We start from the raw sequence: 16,537 nt of genomic DNA, 5'->3' as shown, positions 1-16,537 counted from the left end.
TGCATGTTTACAGTCCGGAGCTTATCTCGTGAGCTTCGGTGACACGCGCCGCCTGACCTTAGGGCCATCAAGCGTGACCAAGCGGAGAATCGGGCATGGCTTCGGCTGCTGAACAACTAGCCTCGAATCTGAATTTCTCAGCCTTCGCCAAAGCGGAGGACCTGAAGAAACGAATCTGGTTCACCGTCGGCGCGCTGCTCGTCTACCGCCTCGGCACCTACATCCCGCTTCCCGGCATCAATCCCGATGCCTTCGCGCAGGCCTTCTCTTCGCAGAGCAAGGGCGTGCTGGGCATGTTCAACATGTTCGCCGGCGGCGCCGTGCAACGCATGGCGATCTTCGCGCTCGGCATCATGCCTTACATTTCCGCTTCCATCATCATGCAGCTGATGACCTCGGTCATCCCGTCGCTGGAAGCGCTGAAGAAGGAAGGCGAGCAGGGCCGCAAGGTCATCAACCAGTACACGCGCTACGGCACGGTGCTCCTGGCGCTGGTGCAGGCCTATGGTATTTCGGTCGGGCTTGAAGGCGGCAACGGCATCGTCAGCGATCCCGGCATGTTCTTCCGCATCTCGACCGTCGTCACGCTGGTCGGCGGCACCATGTTCCTGATGTGGCTCGGCGAGCAGATCACCGCGCGCGGCATCGGCAACGGCATTTCGCTGATCATCTTTTCAGGCATCGTCGCCGGCCTGCCGCATGCCATCTCCGGCACGCTGGAGCTCGGCCGCACCGGAGCGCTGTCGACCGGCCTGATCCTGGCGATCATCGTGCTGGCCATCGTCGTCATCGCGCTCATCGTCTTCTTCGAGCGCGCCCAGCGGCGTCTGCTGATCCAGTATCCGAAGCGTCAGGTCGGCAATCGCATGTTCCAGGGCGACACTTCCCACCTGCCGCTCAAGCTCAACACGTCGGGCGTCATCCCGCCGATCTTCGCTTCGTCGCTGCTCTTGCTGCCGGCCACCGTCGCCGGCTTCTCGCAGACCACGAACATGCCGGCCTGGGCCAGCACCATCCTGGCCTCGCTCGGCCATGGCCAGCCGCTCTATATGTTGTTCTACGCGGCGATGATCGTGTTCTTCGCCTTCTTCTACACCGCGATCGTCTTTAACCCGAAGGACACCGCCGACCAGCTCAAGAAGCACTCCGGCTTCATCCCCGGCTACCGTCCGGGCGAGCGCACCGCCGACTATATCGACTACGTTCTTACCCGCATCACTGTCGTCGGTGCCATCTATCTGGTGCTGGTCTGTCTGCTGCCGGAGTTCCTGATCTCGGCGACTGGCGTACCATTCTACCTTGGTGGCACATCGCTTCTGATCGTGGTCAGTGTCACGCTCGACACGGTTGCGCAGATTCAGGGCCACCTGATCGCGCACCAATATGAAGGCCTGATCAAGAAGTCGAAGCTGCGCGGGGGGAAGAAAGCCAGATGAGGTTGATTTTGCTTGGGCCGCCAGGAGCGGGCAAGGGGACACAAGCACAAAGACTGGTAGAGAGACACGGCATCCCCCAGCTTTCCACGGGCGACATGCTGCGCGCCGCGGTGCAGGCCGGTACCGAAGTCGGCAAGCGCGCCAAGGCGGTCATGGATGCCGGCGAGCTGGTCTCGGATGCCATCGTCAACGCCATCGTGGCCGAGCGCATTGACCAGCCCGATTGCGCCAATGGTTTCATCCTCGACGGCTACCCGCGTACGCTGGTGCAGGCTGATGCGGTTGAATCGATGCTTGACGAACGTGGCATTGCGCTCGACACCGTCATCGAGCTTGTCGTCGACGACAAGGCGCTGGTCGGCCGCATCGTCAAGCGAGCCGATGAGGCCAAGGCAGCCGGTCAGCCGGTGCGCAAGGACGACAATCCGGCGGTGTTCGAGGAGCGGCTGCGGGAATATTACAAGAAGACCGCTCCGCTGATCGGCTATTATTATGCCAAGCGCCGGCTGAAGAGCGTGGACGGCATGGCTGGTATTGATGCCGTGACGTCGGAGATCGAAGCCGTGCTCGCGGCGACGGTGAAAGAGGCCGCCTCGGCCAAATAGCGATTGTGCTTGACTGAAGCGGTCCGCTGGGGTATGGCGGCCCGTCTTCCTGTCAGGCATGGAGTTTGCTTGCCCGCAAGGGCAGGGCAGCCGTTTTTGACCAGGAAACTCCCGCAAGGGCCGGCCTCCACCGGACGCGGGGCAACGCAGACAGCGCCGGGCCTACCTTGTTTTGAAGGTGGCCGGCCCATATGGAGATGAGAAGAACATGGCTCGTATAGCCGGCGTCAACATTCCGACCAACAAGCGCGTTGTCATCGCGCTTCAGTACATTCACGGCATCGGCAAGAAGTTCGCCCAGGAAATTGTCGACAAGGTCGGCATCCCGGCCGAGCGCCGCGTCAACCAGCTGACCGACGCGGAAGTGCTGCAGATCCGCGAGACGATCGACCGCGACTATCAGGTCGAGGGCGACCTGCGCCGCGAAGTGTCGATGAACATCAAGCGGCTCATGGACCTCGGCTGCTACCGCGGCCTGCGTCACCGTCGCTCGCTGCCGGTTCGCGGCCAGCGCACGCACACCAATGCACGCACCCGCAAGGGCCCGGCCAAGTCGATCGCCGGCAAGAAGAAGTAATTTAGGGCAGTAAGGGAGTAGGGGAGTAAGGCAGTAGGGAATGCCCGGCAATCGGGTCGCACTTTCCCTACTCCCTTACTGCCCTATTCCCCACTCCCTTACCAAGGTGGAGCCGCTGGCATTACGGCGGTGTAGAGATCAACTGAAAGGAATACCATGGCCAAGGAAGCCGCTCGTGTTCGCCGTCGCGAACGCAAGAACATCTCGTCGGGCGTTGCCCACGTCAATTCGACCTTCAACAACACCATGATCACCATCACTGACGCACAGGGCAATTCGATCGCCTGGTCGTCGGCCGGCGCCCAGGGCTTCAAGGGTTCGCGCAAGTCGACCCCCTTCGCCGCCCAGATGGCTGCCGAGGATGTTGCCAAGAAGGCCCAGGAACACGGCATGCGCATGCTCGAGGTCGAGGTCTGCGGACCCGGCTCCGGCCGTGAATCGGCGCTGCGCGCCCTGCAGGCGGCTGGCTTCACCATCACCTCGATCCGTGATGTGACCCCGATCCCGCACAATGGCTGCCGTCCGCGCAAGAAGCGTCGCGTCTAAGGAATTACCGAACGCCGCGTGAACGCCAGAAGCGTTCCTCCGCGGTTTTCCAGGTCGCCCGCCACGATTGGATGGTGGCGGGTCAACGGAAGGAAAGCATCATGATCCAGAAAAATTGGCAGGAACTGATCAAGCCGAACAAGATCGAGTTCTCGTCGAAGAAGAAGACGCTGACCACGCTGGTGGCCGAGCCGCTCGAACGCGGCTTCGGCCTCACGCTCGGCAACGCGTTGCGTCGCGTGCTTCTGTCCTCGCTGCGCGGCGCGGCAGTCACCGCCGTACAGATCGATGGCGTCCTGCATGAATTCTCGTCCATCGCCGGCGTGCGCGAGGACGTGACCGACATCGTCCTCAACATCAAGGAAATCGCCATCCGCATGGAAGGCGACGGCCCCAAGCGCATGGTTGTGCGCAAGCAGGGCCCGGGTGCGGTTCTCGCCGGCGACATCCAGACGGTGGGCGACGTCGAGATCCTCAATCCGGATCACGTCATCTGCACGCTGGACGAGGGCGCTGAAATCCGTATGGAATTCACTGTCGATACCGGCAAGGGTTACGTGCCGGCCGACCGCAACCGCGCCGAGGATGCGCCGATCGGCCTGATCCCGGTCGACAGCCTCTATTCGCCGGTCAAGAAGGTCTCCTACAAGGTCGAGAACACCCGTGAGGGCCAGGTCCTCGACTACGACAAGCTGACCATGACCATTGAGACCGACGGTTCGATCTCGGGCGAGGACGCGGTGGCTTTCGCCGCCCGTATCCTGCAGGACCAGCTTGGCCTGTTCGTCAATTTCGACGAGCCGCAGAAGGAAGTCGCCACCGAAGCCGTCACCGAGCTCGCCTTCAACCCGGCGCTGCTCAAGAAGGTCGACGAACTCGAGCTTTCGGTGCGTTCGGCCAACTGCCTGAAGAACGACAACATCGTCTATATCGGCGATCTCATCCAGAAGACCGAAGCCGAGATGCTGCGTACCCCGAACTTCGGCCGCAAGTCGCTGAACGAGATCAAGGAAGTCCTCGCGGCGATGGGCCTGCACCTCGGTATGGAAGTGCCGGACTGGCCGCCGGAAAACATCGAAGACCTCGCCAAGCGTTACGAAGATCAATATTGAGGCTCCGAGGAGCTTCTCGAACCCGGAATGAAGGAGAAGAGCCATGCGCCATGGATTTAAAGGCCGCCGGTTCGCCCGCAGCATAAGCCATCGCAAATCGATGTTTGCCAACCTTGCCGTGTCGCTGCTCGAACACGAGCAGATCGTCACCACCTTGCCCAAGGCGAAGGACCTGCGTCCGATCGTCGAGAAGCTGGTGACGCTCGGCAAGCGCGGCGACCTGCACGCCCGCCGCCAGGTGATCGCGCAGATCGGCAATGAAGGCGTCGTCAAGCGCCTGTTCGACACCATCGCGCCGCGCTACGCCACCCGCAACGGCGGCTATCTGCGCATCATGAAGGCGGGCTTCCGCCACGGTGACAATGCCGCGATGGCGGTCATCGAATTCGTAGACCGCGACACGGAGGCCAAGGGCGCCGGCGACCGCGCCCGCCTCGAAGCCGAAGGCACCGATGCGGAAGCCGCAGCCGCTTAAGGCTTCGCTTTTCAAATGATTTAAGGGGCCTGCGGGCCCCTTTTTCATATTCTGGCCGCCTCGGCTGCTCCTGCGTCAAAATAATTCGATTTAATCGCCTTAGCCTTTCATTTTGCACATTCGTCGGGACAATGCGCCCCAACTCGCACGGAGGATTCGCAATGCGCGCTAAAAGACTGTCCCTGGTTCTGCTCTGCGCCTTTATGGCGTTCGCAACCACGCCGACAGTCCGGCAGGCATTGGCCGAGGATGCCCCCAAAGCCGATCCGGGCCTCTCCGACGTGCTCACCGACCTGCTGCACGGCGTCGAGGGCGAAAACGCCACCTCGGGCCCCGACAAGCGCGTGCCGTTCGGCCGTGAGGAGGTGCAGTTGTCGTTCGCGCCATTGGTCAAGCAGACGGCGCCGGCCGTGGTCAATGTCTACGCCTCGCAAACGGCCAAGGTCGTTTCGCCCTTCGAAGGCGATCCGTTCTTCGAAGAATTCTTCGGTCGCGCGCAGCCGCGCGCGCAGTCCTCCCTGGGCTCGGGCGTGCTTGTCGATCCGAGCGGCGTCATCGTCACCAATTTCCACGTCATCAAGAATGCCGACGAGGTGAAGGTCGCGACCGCCGACGGGCGCGAATTCACCAGCAAGGTGATGCTCAAGGACGAGACGCTCGATCTTGCCGTGCTCAAGATCGAATCCGACAAGCCATTCCCGGTCATCGCCATCGGCGATTCCGATGCGCTCGAAGTCGGTGACCTAGTGTTGGCCATCGGCAATCCTTTCGGTGTCGGGCAGACCACCACGAGCGGCATCGTTTCCGCACTTGCCCGCAGCCATATAGGCGTTTCGGATTCGGGTTATTTCATCCAGACGGACGCTGCCATCAATCCCGGCAATTCCGGCGGCGCGCTGATCAACATGGGCGGCCAGCTGGTCGGCATCAACACCGCCATCTTCAGCCGCAGCGGCGGCTCGATCGGCATCGGCTTTGCCATTCCTGCCAATATGGTGCGCGCTTTCGCCGATGCCGCCAAGGCCGGTCTCGATTTCTTCGAGCGGCCTTACATCGGGGCCGAGTTCGAAGCGGTGACGCCGCAGATCGCTGAATCGCTCGGCATGGAAAAGCCTGCCGGCGCGCTGGTCTCGTCCGTTGACGCGTCCGGACCGGCCGGCAAGGCCGGATTGAAGCCTGGCGATGTCGTCCTGCAGATCAACGGCAAGCCGGTCGAGAGCATCGAGGCACTGGACTATCGCATGGCGACGCTGTCGATCGGTACAAAGGCCAATTTCGCGGTGCTGACCAAAGGCCAGCAGGCAGCGATGGACATCGCGCTGGAACGCGCGCCCGAGGGTGCAAAACCCTCGGAGGTGACGCTGCATGGCCGCAGCCCCTTCTCGGGCGCCAAGGTTGCGGAATTATCGCCGCGGCTGGCTCAGAAGCTCGGCCTGCGCACCGACATCAAGGGCGTCACCGTGGTCGACATCAATCGCGATTCGCCGGCCGCCGATTTCGGCTTCCAGCCGGGCGACATCGTGCGCGAGGTCAACGGCACGACAATCGATACGGCGGCGACGCTGGCGCAGGCTTCCCAGCAGGATACGCGCTGGTGGCGCTTTACCGTCGAGCGCGGCGGGCAGATACTGCGCCAGGTGTTGCGTTACTGAGCTCGATCGCTGAAGAGATCGCGCTCCAAACCCAAAAAGAAGTGCATGGCCGATCTGTTCAGTGTCGATGAACCGGAAAAGGCGCCGCCAGGCCGGCCGCTGGCAGACAGGCTGCGCCCGAAAAACCTTGGCGAGGTCGTCGGCCAGGAGCATCTGACCGGCCCCGATGGTGCGCTGACCCGGCTGATTAATTCCGGTTCGCTCGGCTCCATGATTTTCTGGGGGCCGCCCGGCACCGGCAAGACCACGGTGGCGCGCCTGCTTGCCGGTGAAACCAGCCTTGCCTTCGAGCAGATTTCGGCGGTTTTCTCCGGCGTAGCCGACCTGAAGAAAGTGTTCGAGGCGGCCAAGCTGCGCCGCGCCAATGGCCGCCAGACCCTGCTGTTCGTCGACGAGATCCACCGCTTCAACCGCGCCCAGCAGGACGGCTTCCTTCCAGTCATGGAAGACGGCACCGTCGTGCTCGTCGGCGCTACCACCGAAAATCCGTCCTTCGAGCTCAATGCAGCTCTGCTGTCGCGTGCGCGCGTGCTGGTTTTCCATTCGCTTGGCGAGGAAAGCATCGCAAAGCTTCTGGCCAGGGCCGAAGAGACGGAGGGCAGGGCGCTGCCGCTCGATGATGAGGCGCGAGCGATGCTCATCCGCATGAGCGACGGCGATGGCCGGGCCTCGCTAACGCTGGCGGAAGAAGTGTGGCGCGCCGCCAAACCAGGCGAAGTGTTCGGCCCCGAAGGCTTGCAGCGCATCATCCAGCGTCGGGCGCCGATCTACGACAAGGGCCAGGACGGTCACTACAATTTGATCTCGGCGCTGCACAAATCCGTGCGCGGCTCCGATCCCGATGCCGCGCTCTACTACCTCGCGCGCATGTTCGACGCCGGCGAGGATCCGCTCTATCTCGGCCGCCGGCTGGTGCGCATGGCGATGGAGGACATCGGGCTGGCCGATCCGCAGGCGCTGGTCGTCGCCAATGCGGCCAAGGACGCCTACGATTATCTGGGGTCGCCCGAGGGCGAACTCGCCTTCGCCGAGGCCACCGTCTATCTCGCCACGGCGCCCAAATCCAACGCGGTCTACACCGCCTTCAAAGCGGCCACGCGCGCTGCCAAGGAGCACGGTTCGCTGCTGCCGCCCAAGCACATCCTCAACGCGCCGACAAAGTTGATGAAGGACGAAGATTACGGGGCCGGCTACCGCTATGATCATGACGAACCGGACGCGTTTTCCGGCCAGGACTATTTTCCGGAAAAGATGGGCCGCCAGACCTTCTACGACCCACCCGAACGCGGTTTCGAGCGCGATATCAGGAAACGGCTCGACTACTGGGCAAAGCTGCGCAAAGAGCGGGAATAGCAGGCTTGCGGCGGCCGGTGGCGGTTGCGGTCCGAAACGAGGCTTCACCTGGGGTATCCACGTCGGTTCTTCTGCACGCGCTGCTCGCGGCCACGATTATATCGATGCCAATGCCGCAGCTTCCGAGCCGGCCGGAGGAAGAGCAGGTAACGGTCGACATCCTGACCCCGCGACAGTTCGAGGTCTCGGCAAGGCGGTCAGCCGGCCACGATGCCGTGGCCGTTGTGCGGCAACCCAAAAGACCTTATCAAGGCGCACGGCCGGGCGGTGGTCGTTGTCGTGATTTTGGCACTATTCATTCGCAACAGGATCGCGCTCGGCGCGTGGAAAAATGACAAAAACCCTTCGCAAGACCCTTCGCAAATTCGCCATTGCCATCCCGCTCCTTGCCCTTGGCTTCTATTTCATTCCGATCCTCACGACGATTTTCGTGGTTTGTGGCCTGATCGACGTGCTGCGCAACGACCGCAAGAATCTGTCCCTGTTCAGCGGCTATTTCCTGGGCAATGGCCTCTTCACCTGGCTGCTTTCGCCATTCAACCTGCTGGTCGACCTCCTGTGCTACAGAAATCCGGGCGTGTGGAAGCTGGAACAGTTCCCGCAGGATTATCAGCGCGAAGTCAACGAGGTCTTGGATGTCTTCAAGGCGCGCAAGGCCGAAATCATCGCCGACATCGACGCCAATTTCGGCGCCGGCCGGCGCGGCATGTATGTCTACCAATGGTATGGCAAGCACAGGATAGACAACGTCGCCGAGTTCAACAAGGATTTCAAATACATCAAGACGATTGCCGTCTCGGTCTTCAGCAAACGCGAATCGACCTCCTGGCACTTCGGACCGCTGCGGCTCAGCCTCCGCATCCTCTACAACCTCATTCCGGTGAAGTCAGAGATCTTCGTCGAATGCGGCAACGTCAAGAACTACTGGTACGACAATCCGCTGTTCATTTTCGACGACACGCTGCTGCATCGCTCGGTCAACGAGTATGACGGTCGTCGCTACTGCGTATTCATGGACATTATCAGGCCGTCCCCGGTCCCCAGGCTCATCGCCGGCCTTCTCGCCATCGTCTCGGTGAGTGTCGAGAGGATCAATTCGATGTTCTACAAGAACTGGAAGATGATCGGCTCGACCAAGCCGAAAAAAGCAGAAACCACCTGAGCTGGCAAGTTTTCGAACGTAGCCGGCGCGCCGGATAGGTATGAATAGTCGGGGACAGTATACGGCGATGTTCAATCTGCTTCTCGTGGCCGCCGGCGGCGGCATTGGCGCCGGCGTTCGCCATCTGACCAATATGGGCTCGCTGCGCCTTGTCGGTCCCAACTATCCCTGGGGCACGATGGCGATCAACATCGTCGGTTCGTTCGCGATGGGCCTGTTCATCGCTGCCCTGGCGCGCCGCGGCGGGTCTAACGAACTCAGGCTGTTTGTTGCCACCGGCATCTTAGGCGGCTTCACGACCTTTTCCGCCTTTTCGCTCGATTTCGCGACCTTGTGGGAGCGGGGAGCCACCTTGCCGGCGTTTGGATATGCGCTGGCCAGCGTGATTGGCGCCATCATTGCCCTGTTTTTGGGTCTTTGGCTCGCAAGAAGCCTGCCTTAATGCTATTGCCGCGCCGAGAGCAGGCCTGGGCCTGCCAGGAAACGGGTAAGCGAAAACAATATGGCAGGCGTTGAACAGATCACGGTGGAGGCCGGCGAGGCGGGCATGCGGCTCGACCGCTGGTTCAAGACCCATTTCCCGGGCCTTGGCTTTGGTCATCTGCAGAAGCTGCTTCGGTCCGGGCAGATCCGCGTCGACGGCGGCCGCGTCAAGGCCGACACCCGTGTCGAGCCTGGCCAGACGGTGCGCATTCCACCGCTGGAAGTGGACAAGAAGGGCGACAGCCCGCTGACCGGCCATTCGATCCGCAACCAGGGCGATGCCGAAGTCCTGGCAAAGATGCTGATCCATGAGGATCCGAAGGTTTTCGTCTTCAACAAGCCGGCTGGCCTTGCGGTGCAGGGCGGCTCGGGCGTCACCCGTAACGTCGACGACATGTTGGAAGCCTGGCGCAACCAGAAGGGCGAGAAGCCGCGGCTGGTGCACCGGCTCGATCGCGACACGTCTGGCGTGCTGGTCGTCGCCCGCACCAGGCTGGCGGCGATGAAGCTCTCCGAGGCGTTTCGCGCCCGCGAGACTAAGAAGACCTACTGGGCTTTGGTCAAAGGCGTGCCGCCCAAGCGCGAGGATAAGATATCGACCTGGCTGATCAAGGAAGCCACGCCGGATGGCGATCGGGTGCGCATTGCCAAGCACGGCGAAAAGGGCGCCGACCATGCCGTATCCTACTATCGCATCATCGAGCAGGCGGCGCAGGCGCTGACCTGGCTGGAGATGGAGCCCTATACCGGCCGCACCCATCAGTTGCGCGTTCATGCCGCCCATATCGGTTGTCCCATCATCGGCGATCCCAAATATTTCGAGGCCGACACCAATTGGGATTTTCCGGGCGGGATGCAGAACCGCCTGCATCTGCACGCGCGCCGAATCGTCATCCCGCATCCGGACCAGGGTTTCATCGACGTCACCGCACCTATGCCGCCGCATATGCGCCAGAGCTGGAACCTGATCGGCTTCGACGACGCCAGTGCGGAGGATTGACCATGAGCGGCGCTGCCGATGCGCTCGACCGTCGCGATGCGGTCGACATGGCGGCCGCCGCCATAATGGTCGGCCTGACGTTCTCCTGGGGCCTGAATTACGTCGCCGCCAAGATCTCCTATGCCGGCTATGATCCGGTTTTCCTGTCGATCGCGCGCTCGGTTATCGGCGGGCTCTGCGTCTTCCTCTGGTGCCGCTGGCGCGGCATTGCGCTTTTCAAGAGGGACGGGACATTGCTCGCGGGCATTGCAGTGGGCGTGCTCTTCGGCATCGAGTTCCTCTGCCTTTATGTCGGGCTGGAGCACACCACGGTCGCCCGCAACACGCTGCTGGTCAACACCATGCCGTTCTGGATGCTGCTGGGAGGGCATTTCCTGCTCGGCGAGCCGATCAGCCTGCGCAAATCCCTTGGCCTTCTGCTTGCCTTTGCCGGCCTCGCCGCGGTCTTTTCCGACAAGCTCGGCGGCGGCGGGGACATGCTGTTCGGCGATCTGCTGAGCCTTGGCTCCGGATTCGTCTGGGCCTTGACCAATATCCTGATCAAGCGCTCGAAGCTGGGTAACACGAGCGCCGAAAAGCTGCTGCTCTATCAACTCTCCGGCGCTGCGATCGTCGGCGTCCTGGTGTTGCCTCTGGCCGGCCCCTCCGTGCGCGATCCCGCGCTGTTGCCGACGTTGGCCCTGCTTTTCCAGGCGCTCTATATCGTCGCCTTCACCTATGTGTTGTGGTTCTGGCTGCTGCGGCGCTATCCCGCCTCCAGCCTGTCGAGTTTCACGTTCCTGTCGCCGGTCTTCGGCGTGCTGTGCGGCGCCCTGTTCTTGAACGAGCCGCTGACCATACGCATTTTTCTGGCACTTGGTCTCATTGCCGCCGGTCTGGTCATCGTCAACAGGCCGCCGCGCCAGCAGACGGCCGAAGGAGGCTGACATGCGCGATATCCTCAGCGATCTCGAGGCGGGGAAACTGCTCTCCGACCCCGATCCGGTGCGCCGCGCCCAGATCCAGATGAAGAAGCCGCTGCCGAAGCGTTTTTACAAGATCGTTTCGGTCGCGCCGGCCGATGATGGCTTTGCCGTCCATCTCGACGGCAAACCGGTGCGCACGCCGGGCAAGGCGCTGCTGACGCTGCCGACCGAGAAGGCGGCATCGCTGGTCGCCGATGAATTCGCCGCCCAGGGCGAGACCATCGATCCGGTGTCGATGCCGGTGATGCGTCTCGTCAACACCGCGCTCGACGGCGTCGCCAGCGATCCGCAGGCGGTGCTGGAGGACATACTGCGCTTTGCCTCGTCGGATCTGCTCTGTTATCGCGCCGACGCACCACAAGGCTTGGTCGAGCGGCAGAACGAGCTGTGGGATCCTGTCCTCGACTGGGCGCAGGCAGCACTCGGCGCTCGCTTCAACCTTGCCGAGGGCATCATTCACGTCGATCAACCGCGCGAAACCATTGCTGTGCTGGGTGCGCATCTTGCCCAGCGCGCCGAGCCGCTGCGCCTGGCAGCGATCCACGTCATGACCTCGCTGACCGGTTCGGCGCTGCTGGCGTTGGCCGTGGAGTTCGGCGAACTCGGCGGTGAGGCGGCCTGGACTGCCGGCCATGTCGACGAGGATTGGCAGATCGAGCATTGGGGACAGGATGCGGAAGCTGTCGCGCGCCGCTCCGCCCGCAAGCGCGACATGATGGCTGCCGTCGGTCTGATCGAGGCGCTCGAAGGCTGACCGGCCACCGCACCGCACCTAATACCAAAGTCATAATCCCAAAGTCATCTGCCGTTGGCAGGCGCTTTCTGTCATTTTTCCCGTGATTGCTGCCGCGAGTCTGCGTTCGGAGAGAAATGCGAACGCAGGGGCGCTGCATCGAGCACAAGGGTCTCACGGGAGGAGCATCTCAATGGCTATCGCATCGACCGCCAGCGGAAAGAGCCGCGGCATGACGCGAGAAGAGAAGAAAGTCATCTTCGCTTCTTCGCTCGGCACCGTTTTCGAATGGTACGATTTTTATCTCTACGGATCGCTCGCGGCCTTTATTGGTTCGACCTTTTTCAGCCCGACCATTCCGGAAGCGACGCGCAATATTTTCGCGCTGCTGGCTTTCGCCGCCGGCTTCCTCGTCCGTCCGTTCGGCGCTTTGCTGTTCGGCCGCATCGGCGACCTTGTCGGCCGTAAATATACCTTCCTCGTCACCATGACGATCATGGGCCTGTCGACCTTCCTGGTGGGCTTGCTGCCTGGTTATGCGAGCCTCGGCATCGCGGCTCCGGTGATCCTGATCATCCTGCGCATGCTCCAGGGCTTGGCACTGGGCGGCGAATATGGCGGCGCGGCCACCTATGTCGCCGAGCATGCGCCGGACGACCGGCGCGGCTACTATACGTCGTGGATCCAGACGACCGCCACACTCGGCCTGTTCCTGTCGCTGATCGTCATCCTGATCGTCCAGGGCTCCATGAGCAAGGAAACCTATGCCGCCTGGGGCTGGCGCGTTCCTTTCATCGTGTCGTTCCTGTTGCTCGGCATTTCCATCTGGATCCGGCTGTCGCTTTCCGAATCCCCCACCTTCCAGCGCATGAAGGAAGAGGGCAAGGGTTCCAAGGCACCGCTCTCGGAAGCCTTCGGCCAGTGGAAGAACGCCAAGATCGCGCTGCTGGCACTGCTCGGCCTTACGGCTGGCCAGGCCGTGGTCTGGTACAACGGCCAGTTCTACGCCCTGTTCTTCCTCCAGAACGTGTTGAAGCTGGACGCACAGTCGGTCAACATCATGATCGCCATCGCGCTTGCGCTGGGCTCCATCTTCTTCGTCGTGTTCGGCTGGCTCTCCGACAAGATCGGCCGCAAACCGATCATCATGGCCGGGCTCGCACTGGCGATCGTCTGCACCTTCCCGCTGTTCAAGGCATTGACCTGGGCCGCCAATCCGGCCCTTGCCGAGGCACAGCAGAGCACCCGCGCGACGGTGACCGCGGCACCCGGCGACTGCAGGTTCCAGTTCAATCCGGTGGGCACCGCCAAGTTCACGACGTCTTGCGACATCGCGACCTCGTTCCTGACCAAGAACTCGGTGCCCTATGACGTCGTTTCCACGGCGGCACCCGGTACGGCTGCTTCGGTCAAGATCGGCAATGAAACGGTGGCATCCTACGATGCTGTCGCCGCGGGCGACCAGGCCAAGGCCAAGGAGGCCGCCTTCGTCAAGGCCGTCAACATGTCGCTGCAGGACGGCGGATATCCGCTGAAGCGTGCTGCGATCAAGATACCGGACCAGAAGCTCGACGCGTTTGTCGCTGCCAATCCCGAACTGAAGCTCGACGCCGCCGCCATCCGCGCCGGCGAAAAGGCGACGGTTCCTACCGATCAGGCTATCAAGGACAAGCTTTTGACCGCCGACGAGGCTGCCGGTGCGCCTGAGGTCACCGTCTACAACATACCCGGCGGCGGTGCCTTCGCCATGTTCGCCGACCCTGCGGCCGTGAACTGGCCTATGACGATCGCCATCCTGTTCGTCCTCGTCCTGTTCGTGACCATGGTCTACGGTCCGATCGCGGCCATCCTGGTCGAGATGTTCCCGACCCGCATCCGCTACACCGGCATGTCGCTGCCCTACCATATCGGCAATGGCTGGTTCGGCGGGTTGCTGCCGGCGACGGTGTTCGCGCTCAGTGCCTACAGGGGCGACATCTATTATGGCCTCTGGTATCCCGTGATAATCGCGGCGATGTCGCTCGTCATCGGCATGATCTTCGTCAAGGATACGCTCGGCACGAACCTGGAGACCAAGCAGTAACGGGTCGGATCCACATGCATGAGAAAACCCGGCGCGAGCGATCGCGCCGGGTTTTCATATCGAGGCTGAAGATGCGTTCAGCTCTTCGGCTGCTGGTTTTCTTCCTCGACAGCGGCCTCGTGATACCAGCCATCGAAATCGGCATGCGTGTTACGCAGCGAGGCAAGCTCTGCCGCGAACTTGGCCTTCGCGCCTAAATTTGAGGCAGATACGCGGCCTGCAAGCGGGAACATCAGGATCTTTGCCGACGGACGGGCGAGGGTGACTTCCATTGGCGGTCTCCTTTCTTCTCCGAGGGTCAGTTGATTCAGCTTTTCCTCAAAATAGGTTCTGCGATTCATTTAGGCAATATGCTTATGAAAAGATCAGTTATTGCCTATTATTTGCGCAATCTCTGCGTCTGATCGATCCCGGCGCATTGCTGGGGCGGTGCAGTGAATTCACGGGAATCGTACGACCATTTTGTCGCACCGGTCGATGCCAGAGTGGCATATGAATTGCTTTTTACCAGTCGGCAGGTCGGCTTGCTCCGGCCATGCGTCGACACCGCGTGCGGTGGTCAAGCACAACGAGAGGCTCTAGAATGACCAAATACAAGCTCGAGTATATCTGGCTCGACGGATACACCCCGGCCCCCAATCTTCGCGGCAAGACCCAGATCAAGGATTATGCCGAGTTCCCGAAGCTCGACCAGCTGCCGCTGTGGGGCTTCGACGGCTCGTCCACCATGCAGGCCGAGGGCCGAAGCTCCGATTGCGTGTTGAAGCCGGTCGCGCTTTATCCCGATCCGGCCCGCACCAACGGCGTTCTCGTCATGTGCGAAGTCATGATGCCCGATGGCGTCACGCCGCACGTGTCCAACAGCCGCGCGACCATTCTCGACGACGAGGATGCCTGGTTCGGTTTCGAGCAGGAGTACTTCTTCTACAAGGATGGCCGTCCGCTCGGTTTCCCCGAGAGCGGTTATCCCGCCCCGCAGGGCCCGTACTACACCGGCGTCGGCTATTCGAACGTCGGCAGCATCGCGCGCCAGATCGTCGAAGAGCATCTCGACCTCTGCCTTGCCGCGGGTATCAACCATGAAGGCATCAACGCCGAAGTGGCCAAAGGCCAGTGGGAATTCCAGATTTTCGGCAAGGGCTCCAAGAAGGCCGCCGATCAGATGTGGATGGCCCGCTACCTGCTCCAGCGCCTCACCGAAAAGTACGGCATAGATATCGAGTTCCACTGCAAGCCGCTCGGCGACACCGATTGGAACGGCTCGGGCATGCATTGCAACTTCTCGACCAAATATATGCGCGAAGTCGGCGGCAAGGGTTATTTCGAGGCCCTGATGGCGCAGTTCGAAAAGAACCTGATGGACCATATCGCCGTGTACGGCCCGGACAACGACAAGCGTCTGACCGGCAAGCACGAGACGGCGCCCTGGAACAAGTTCAGCTATGGTATCGCCGACCGCGGCGCCTCGATCCGCGTGCCGCATTCGTTCGTCAAGAATGACTACAAGGGTTATCTGGAAGACCGCCGCCCGAACTCGCAGGGCGACCCCTACCAGATCGCTTCCCAGGTCCTGAAGACGATCTCGCAGGTTTCGACCGGCGCATCGGTTTCGGCCGCTGCTTGATATTTCACGTCGGGCCTCAAGATCCCGACAACCATGACGCGAGCCCCGGCGGGAGTTGCCGGGGCTTTTTCGTGTGACGATGGCGGGCACTATCGCATGCCGCTGTTTCCGTTCTCCGCTCCTCGTCTTCCTGGCTCCTGGCCTGGCAAAGCAAATTCCCCCAAAAAAAGTCAGGTTAAAAAGGGCGGCTCAAACCCATCCCGACAAGGCGGCTTTGGGCTGACGAAAGCATACCTTGGCGCCGGGCCGCAGGCTTCGAAATCCTCGAAAAAGCCCGGAAATCCGGCCATTCCGGCAAGAATGCCTGTCGACCGATCCTTTCATAAGCCCCTGTTCATACACCAAAATCGACCGTCTCGACGCCCGGCAGGCGACATTGACAGGCTGCGGCGCAACATGCGTATTCGCAGGCATTGGGGGATACGCCAAGCGGTGCTGTTCGAACGGGGCGGGGTTTCTTGAACGACAGCATTGGCGGGGGCGCCGGACGAGCGGGCATTGCAGCCTGAGGCAGTGTGCCGCTCGCTCCTGGCTTATCCCTTTACTTGCAAAAAGCGCATGCCGGATCGCCTGGCCGCCCAGCTTGGCTGGCTCAAGCCGGTCTGTGCCTCAGCGCAATCGACACGTGTGACGTGACCAGCCGACGGAACCTCAGCAGCCGGTGCGCCTTTCCAGTCGCTGGATCGGGCAGCATCCGATCGAACGCGTCGGTGTCCGCGGATTTGGCTGAA

16 protein-coding genes are annotated in these 16,537 nt (G+C 61.8%); 15 read left to right on the top strand and 1 reads right to left on the bottom strand.

All coding sequences use genetic code 11. The features are described 5' to 3' along the window. Nucleotides 1-95: 95 nt before the first annotated feature. From secY to FJ973_RS19550, 14 genes are all read left to right on the top strand, one after another. A complete protein-coding gene (gene secY / locus FJ973_RS19615) occupies nucleotides 96-1,436 on the top strand; it encodes a preprotein translocase subunit SecY (RefSeq protein ID WP_140501275.1) in 1,341 nt (446 codons plus the stop codon). Continuing rightward, nucleotides 1,433-2,041: an adenylate kinase gene (locus FJ973_RS19610; RefSeq protein WP_140501277.1), complete on the top strand. Its 609-nt coding sequence runs from the start codon at nucleotides 1,433-1,435 to the stop codon at nucleotides 2,039-2,041. The genes secY and FJ973_RS19610 overlap by 4 nt, the downstream gene beginning before the upstream one ends. Nucleotides 2,042-2,249: 208 nt before the next feature. Then, entirely contained in the window at nucleotides 2,250-2,618 is a 369-nt protein-coding gene (gene rpsM / locus FJ973_RS19605; protein WP_006205445.1) for a 30S ribosomal protein S13, read from the top strand. A 156-nt stretch (nucleotides 2,619-2,774) separates the two neighbouring features. Beyond that, nucleotides 2,775-3,164, top strand: coding sequence for a 30S ribosomal protein S11 (gene rpsK / locus FJ973_RS19600; RefSeq protein ID WP_006205444.1), 390 nt, complete (start codon nucleotides 2,775-2,777; stop codon nucleotides 3,162-3,164). Nucleotides 3,165-3,265: 101 nt separating this feature from the next. Further along, nucleotides 3,266-4,276: a DNA-directed RNA polymerase subunit alpha gene (locus FJ973_RS19595; protein ID WP_023682599.1), complete on the top strand. Its 1,011-nt coding sequence runs from the start codon at nucleotides 3,266-3,268 to the stop codon at nucleotides 4,274-4,276. A gap of 43 nt (nucleotides 4,277-4,319) precedes the next feature. Then, the gene (rplQ, locus tag FJ973_RS19590; protein ID WP_140501279.1) at nucleotides 4,320-4,751 is read left to right on the top strand and encodes a 50S ribosomal protein L17; all 432 of its coding nucleotides are present in this window, start codon (nucleotides 4,320-4,322) and stop codon (nucleotides 4,749-4,751) included. A 161-nt stretch (nucleotides 4,752-4,912) separates the two neighbouring features. Continuing rightward, complete coding sequence (locus FJ973_RS19585; RefSeq protein WP_140525519.1) at nucleotides 4,913-6,403, top strand: DegQ family serine endoprotease; 1,491 nt, start codon at nucleotides 4,913-4,915, stop codon at nucleotides 6,401-6,403. A 45-nt stretch (nucleotides 6,404-6,448) separates the two neighbouring features. Next, nucleotides 6,449-7,756 (top strand): replication-associated recombination protein A, encoded by a 1,308-nt coding sequence (locus FJ973_RS19580; protein ID WP_140557280.1) that lies wholly within the window; start codon nucleotides 6,449-6,451, stop codon nucleotides 7,754-7,756. A gap of 331 nt (nucleotides 7,757-8,087) precedes the next feature. Next, complete coding sequence (locus FJ973_RS19575; protein WP_140525517.1) at nucleotides 8,088-8,918, top strand: aspartyl/asparaginyl beta-hydroxylase domain-containing protein; 831 nt, start codon at nucleotides 8,088-8,090, stop codon at nucleotides 8,916-8,918. 67 nt (nucleotides 8,919-8,985) lie between these two features. Beyond that, nucleotides 8,986-9,360 (top strand): fluoride efflux transporter CrcB, encoded by a 375-nt coding sequence (gene crcB / locus FJ973_RS19570; RefSeq protein WP_140515446.1) that lies wholly within the window; start codon nucleotides 8,986-8,988, stop codon nucleotides 9,358-9,360. A 60-nt stretch (nucleotides 9,361-9,420) separates the two neighbouring features. Further along, complete coding sequence (locus FJ973_RS19565; RefSeq protein ID WP_140515445.1) at nucleotides 9,421-10,401, top strand: RluA family pseudouridine synthase; 981 nt, start codon at nucleotides 9,421-9,423, stop codon at nucleotides 10,399-10,401. A 2-nt stretch (nucleotides 10,402-10,403) separates the two neighbouring features. Further along, entirely contained in the window at nucleotides 10,404-11,327 is a 924-nt protein-coding gene (locus tag FJ973_RS19560) for a DMT family transporter (protein ID WP_140515444.1), read from the top strand. A gap of 1 nt (nucleotide 11,328) precedes the next feature. Continuing rightward, nucleotides 11,329-12,120: an ATP12 family chaperone protein gene (locus FJ973_RS19555; RefSeq protein WP_140557278.1), complete on the top strand. Its 792-nt coding sequence runs from the start codon at nucleotides 11,329-11,331 to the stop codon at nucleotides 12,118-12,120. Between the two features lie 172 nt (nucleotides 12,121-12,292). Beyond that, nucleotides 12,293-14,182: an MFS transporter gene (locus tag FJ973_RS19550; protein WP_140525514.1), complete on the top strand. Its 1,890-nt coding sequence runs from the start codon at nucleotides 12,293-12,295 to the stop codon at nucleotides 14,180-14,182. A gap of 77 nt (nucleotides 14,183-14,259) precedes the next feature. On the opposite strand, the gene FJ973_RS19545 is transcribed toward FJ973_RS19550, so the two are convergent. Then, nucleotides 14,260-14,454 (bottom strand): DUF2735 domain-containing protein, encoded by a 195-nt coding sequence (locus FJ973_RS19545; protein ID WP_140501298.1) that lies wholly within the window; start codon nucleotides 14,452-14,454, stop codon nucleotides 14,260-14,262. Nucleotides 14,455-14,765: 311 nt separating this feature from the next. On the opposite strand from FJ973_RS19545, the gene FJ973_RS19540 reads away from it, so the two are divergent. Beyond that, nucleotides 14,766-15,806 carry a glutamine synthetase beta-grasp domain-containing protein gene (locus FJ973_RS19540; protein WP_140501300.1) on the top strand — a complete coding sequence of 347 codons (1,041 nt, stop codon included), beginning with the start codon at nucleotides 14,766-14,768 and terminating at the stop codon, nucleotides 15,804-15,806. Nucleotides 15,807-16,537 lie beyond the last annotated feature (731 nt).

The organism is Mesorhizobium sp. B2-1-3 (assembly GCF_006442495.1).
In the GTDB taxonomy this organism is placed as follows: domain Bacteria; phylum Pseudomonadota; class Alphaproteobacteria; order Rhizobiales; family Rhizobiaceae; genus Mesorhizobium.
Note: the sequence above shows the minus strand (reverse complement) of the source record. Positions and strands in the feature narration are given on the sequence as shown.

What these genes read in the sequence shown, in the direction of transcription:
- secY (WP_140501275.1), top strand. Translation starts at nt 96, where the DNA reads ATGGCTTCGGCTGCTGAACAACTAGCCTCGAATCTGAATTTCTCAGCC.
- FJ973_RS19610 (WP_140501277.1), top strand. Translation starts at nt 1,433, where the DNA reads ATGAGGTTGATTTTGCTTGGGCCGCCAGGAGCGGGCAAGGGGACACAA.
- rpsM (WP_006205445.1), top strand. Translation starts at nt 2,250, where the DNA reads ATGGCTCGTATAGCCGGCGTCAACATTCCGACCAACAAGCGCGTTGTC.
- rpsK (WP_006205444.1), top strand. Translation starts at nt 2,775, where the DNA reads ATGGCCAAGGAAGCCGCTCGTGTTCGCCGTCGCGAACGCAAGAACATC.
- FJ973_RS19595 (WP_023682599.1), top strand. Translation starts at nt 3,266, where the DNA reads ATGATCCAGAAAAATTGGCAGGAACTGATCAAGCCGAACAAGATCGAG.
- rplQ (WP_140501279.1), top strand. Translation starts at nt 4,320, where the DNA reads ATGCGCCATGGATTTAAAGGCCGCCGGTTCGCCCGCAGCATAAGCCAT.
- FJ973_RS19585 (WP_140525519.1), top strand. Translation starts at nt 4,913, where the DNA reads ATGCGCGCTAAAAGACTGTCCCTGGTTCTGCTCTGCGCCTTTATGGCG.
- FJ973_RS19580 (WP_140557280.1), top strand. Translation starts at nt 6,449, where the DNA reads ATGGCCGATCTGTTCAGTGTCGATGAACCGGAAAAGGCGCCGCCAGGC.
- FJ973_RS19575 (WP_140525517.1), top strand. Translation starts at nt 8,088, where the DNA reads ATGACAAAAACCCTTCGCAAGACCCTTCGCAAATTCGCCATTGCCATC.
- crcB (WP_140515446.1), top strand. Translation starts at nt 8,986, where the DNA reads ATGTTCAATCTGCTTCTCGTGGCCGCCGGCGGCGGCATTGGCGCCGGC.
- FJ973_RS19565 (WP_140515445.1), top strand. Translation starts at nt 9,421, where the DNA reads ATGGCAGGCGTTGAACAGATCACGGTGGAGGCCGGCGAGGCGGGCATG.
- FJ973_RS19560 (WP_140515444.1), top strand. Translation starts at nt 10,404, where the DNA reads ATGAGCGGCGCTGCCGATGCGCTCGACCGTCGCGATGCGGTCGACATG.
- FJ973_RS19555 (WP_140557278.1), top strand. Translation starts at nt 11,329, where the DNA reads ATGCGCGATATCCTCAGCGATCTCGAGGCGGGGAAACTGCTCTCCGAC.
- FJ973_RS19550 (WP_140525514.1), top strand. Translation starts at nt 12,293, where the DNA reads ATGGCTATCGCATCGACCGCCAGCGGAAAGAGCCGCGGCATGACGCGA.
- FJ973_RS19545 (WP_140501298.1), bottom strand. Translation starts at nt 14,454, where the DNA reads ATGGAAGTCACCCTCGCCCGTCCGTCGGCAAAGATCCTGATGTTCCCG.
- FJ973_RS19540 (WP_140501300.1), top strand. Translation starts at nt 14,766, where the DNA reads ATGACCAAATACAAGCTCGAGTATATCTGGCTCGACGGATACACCCCG.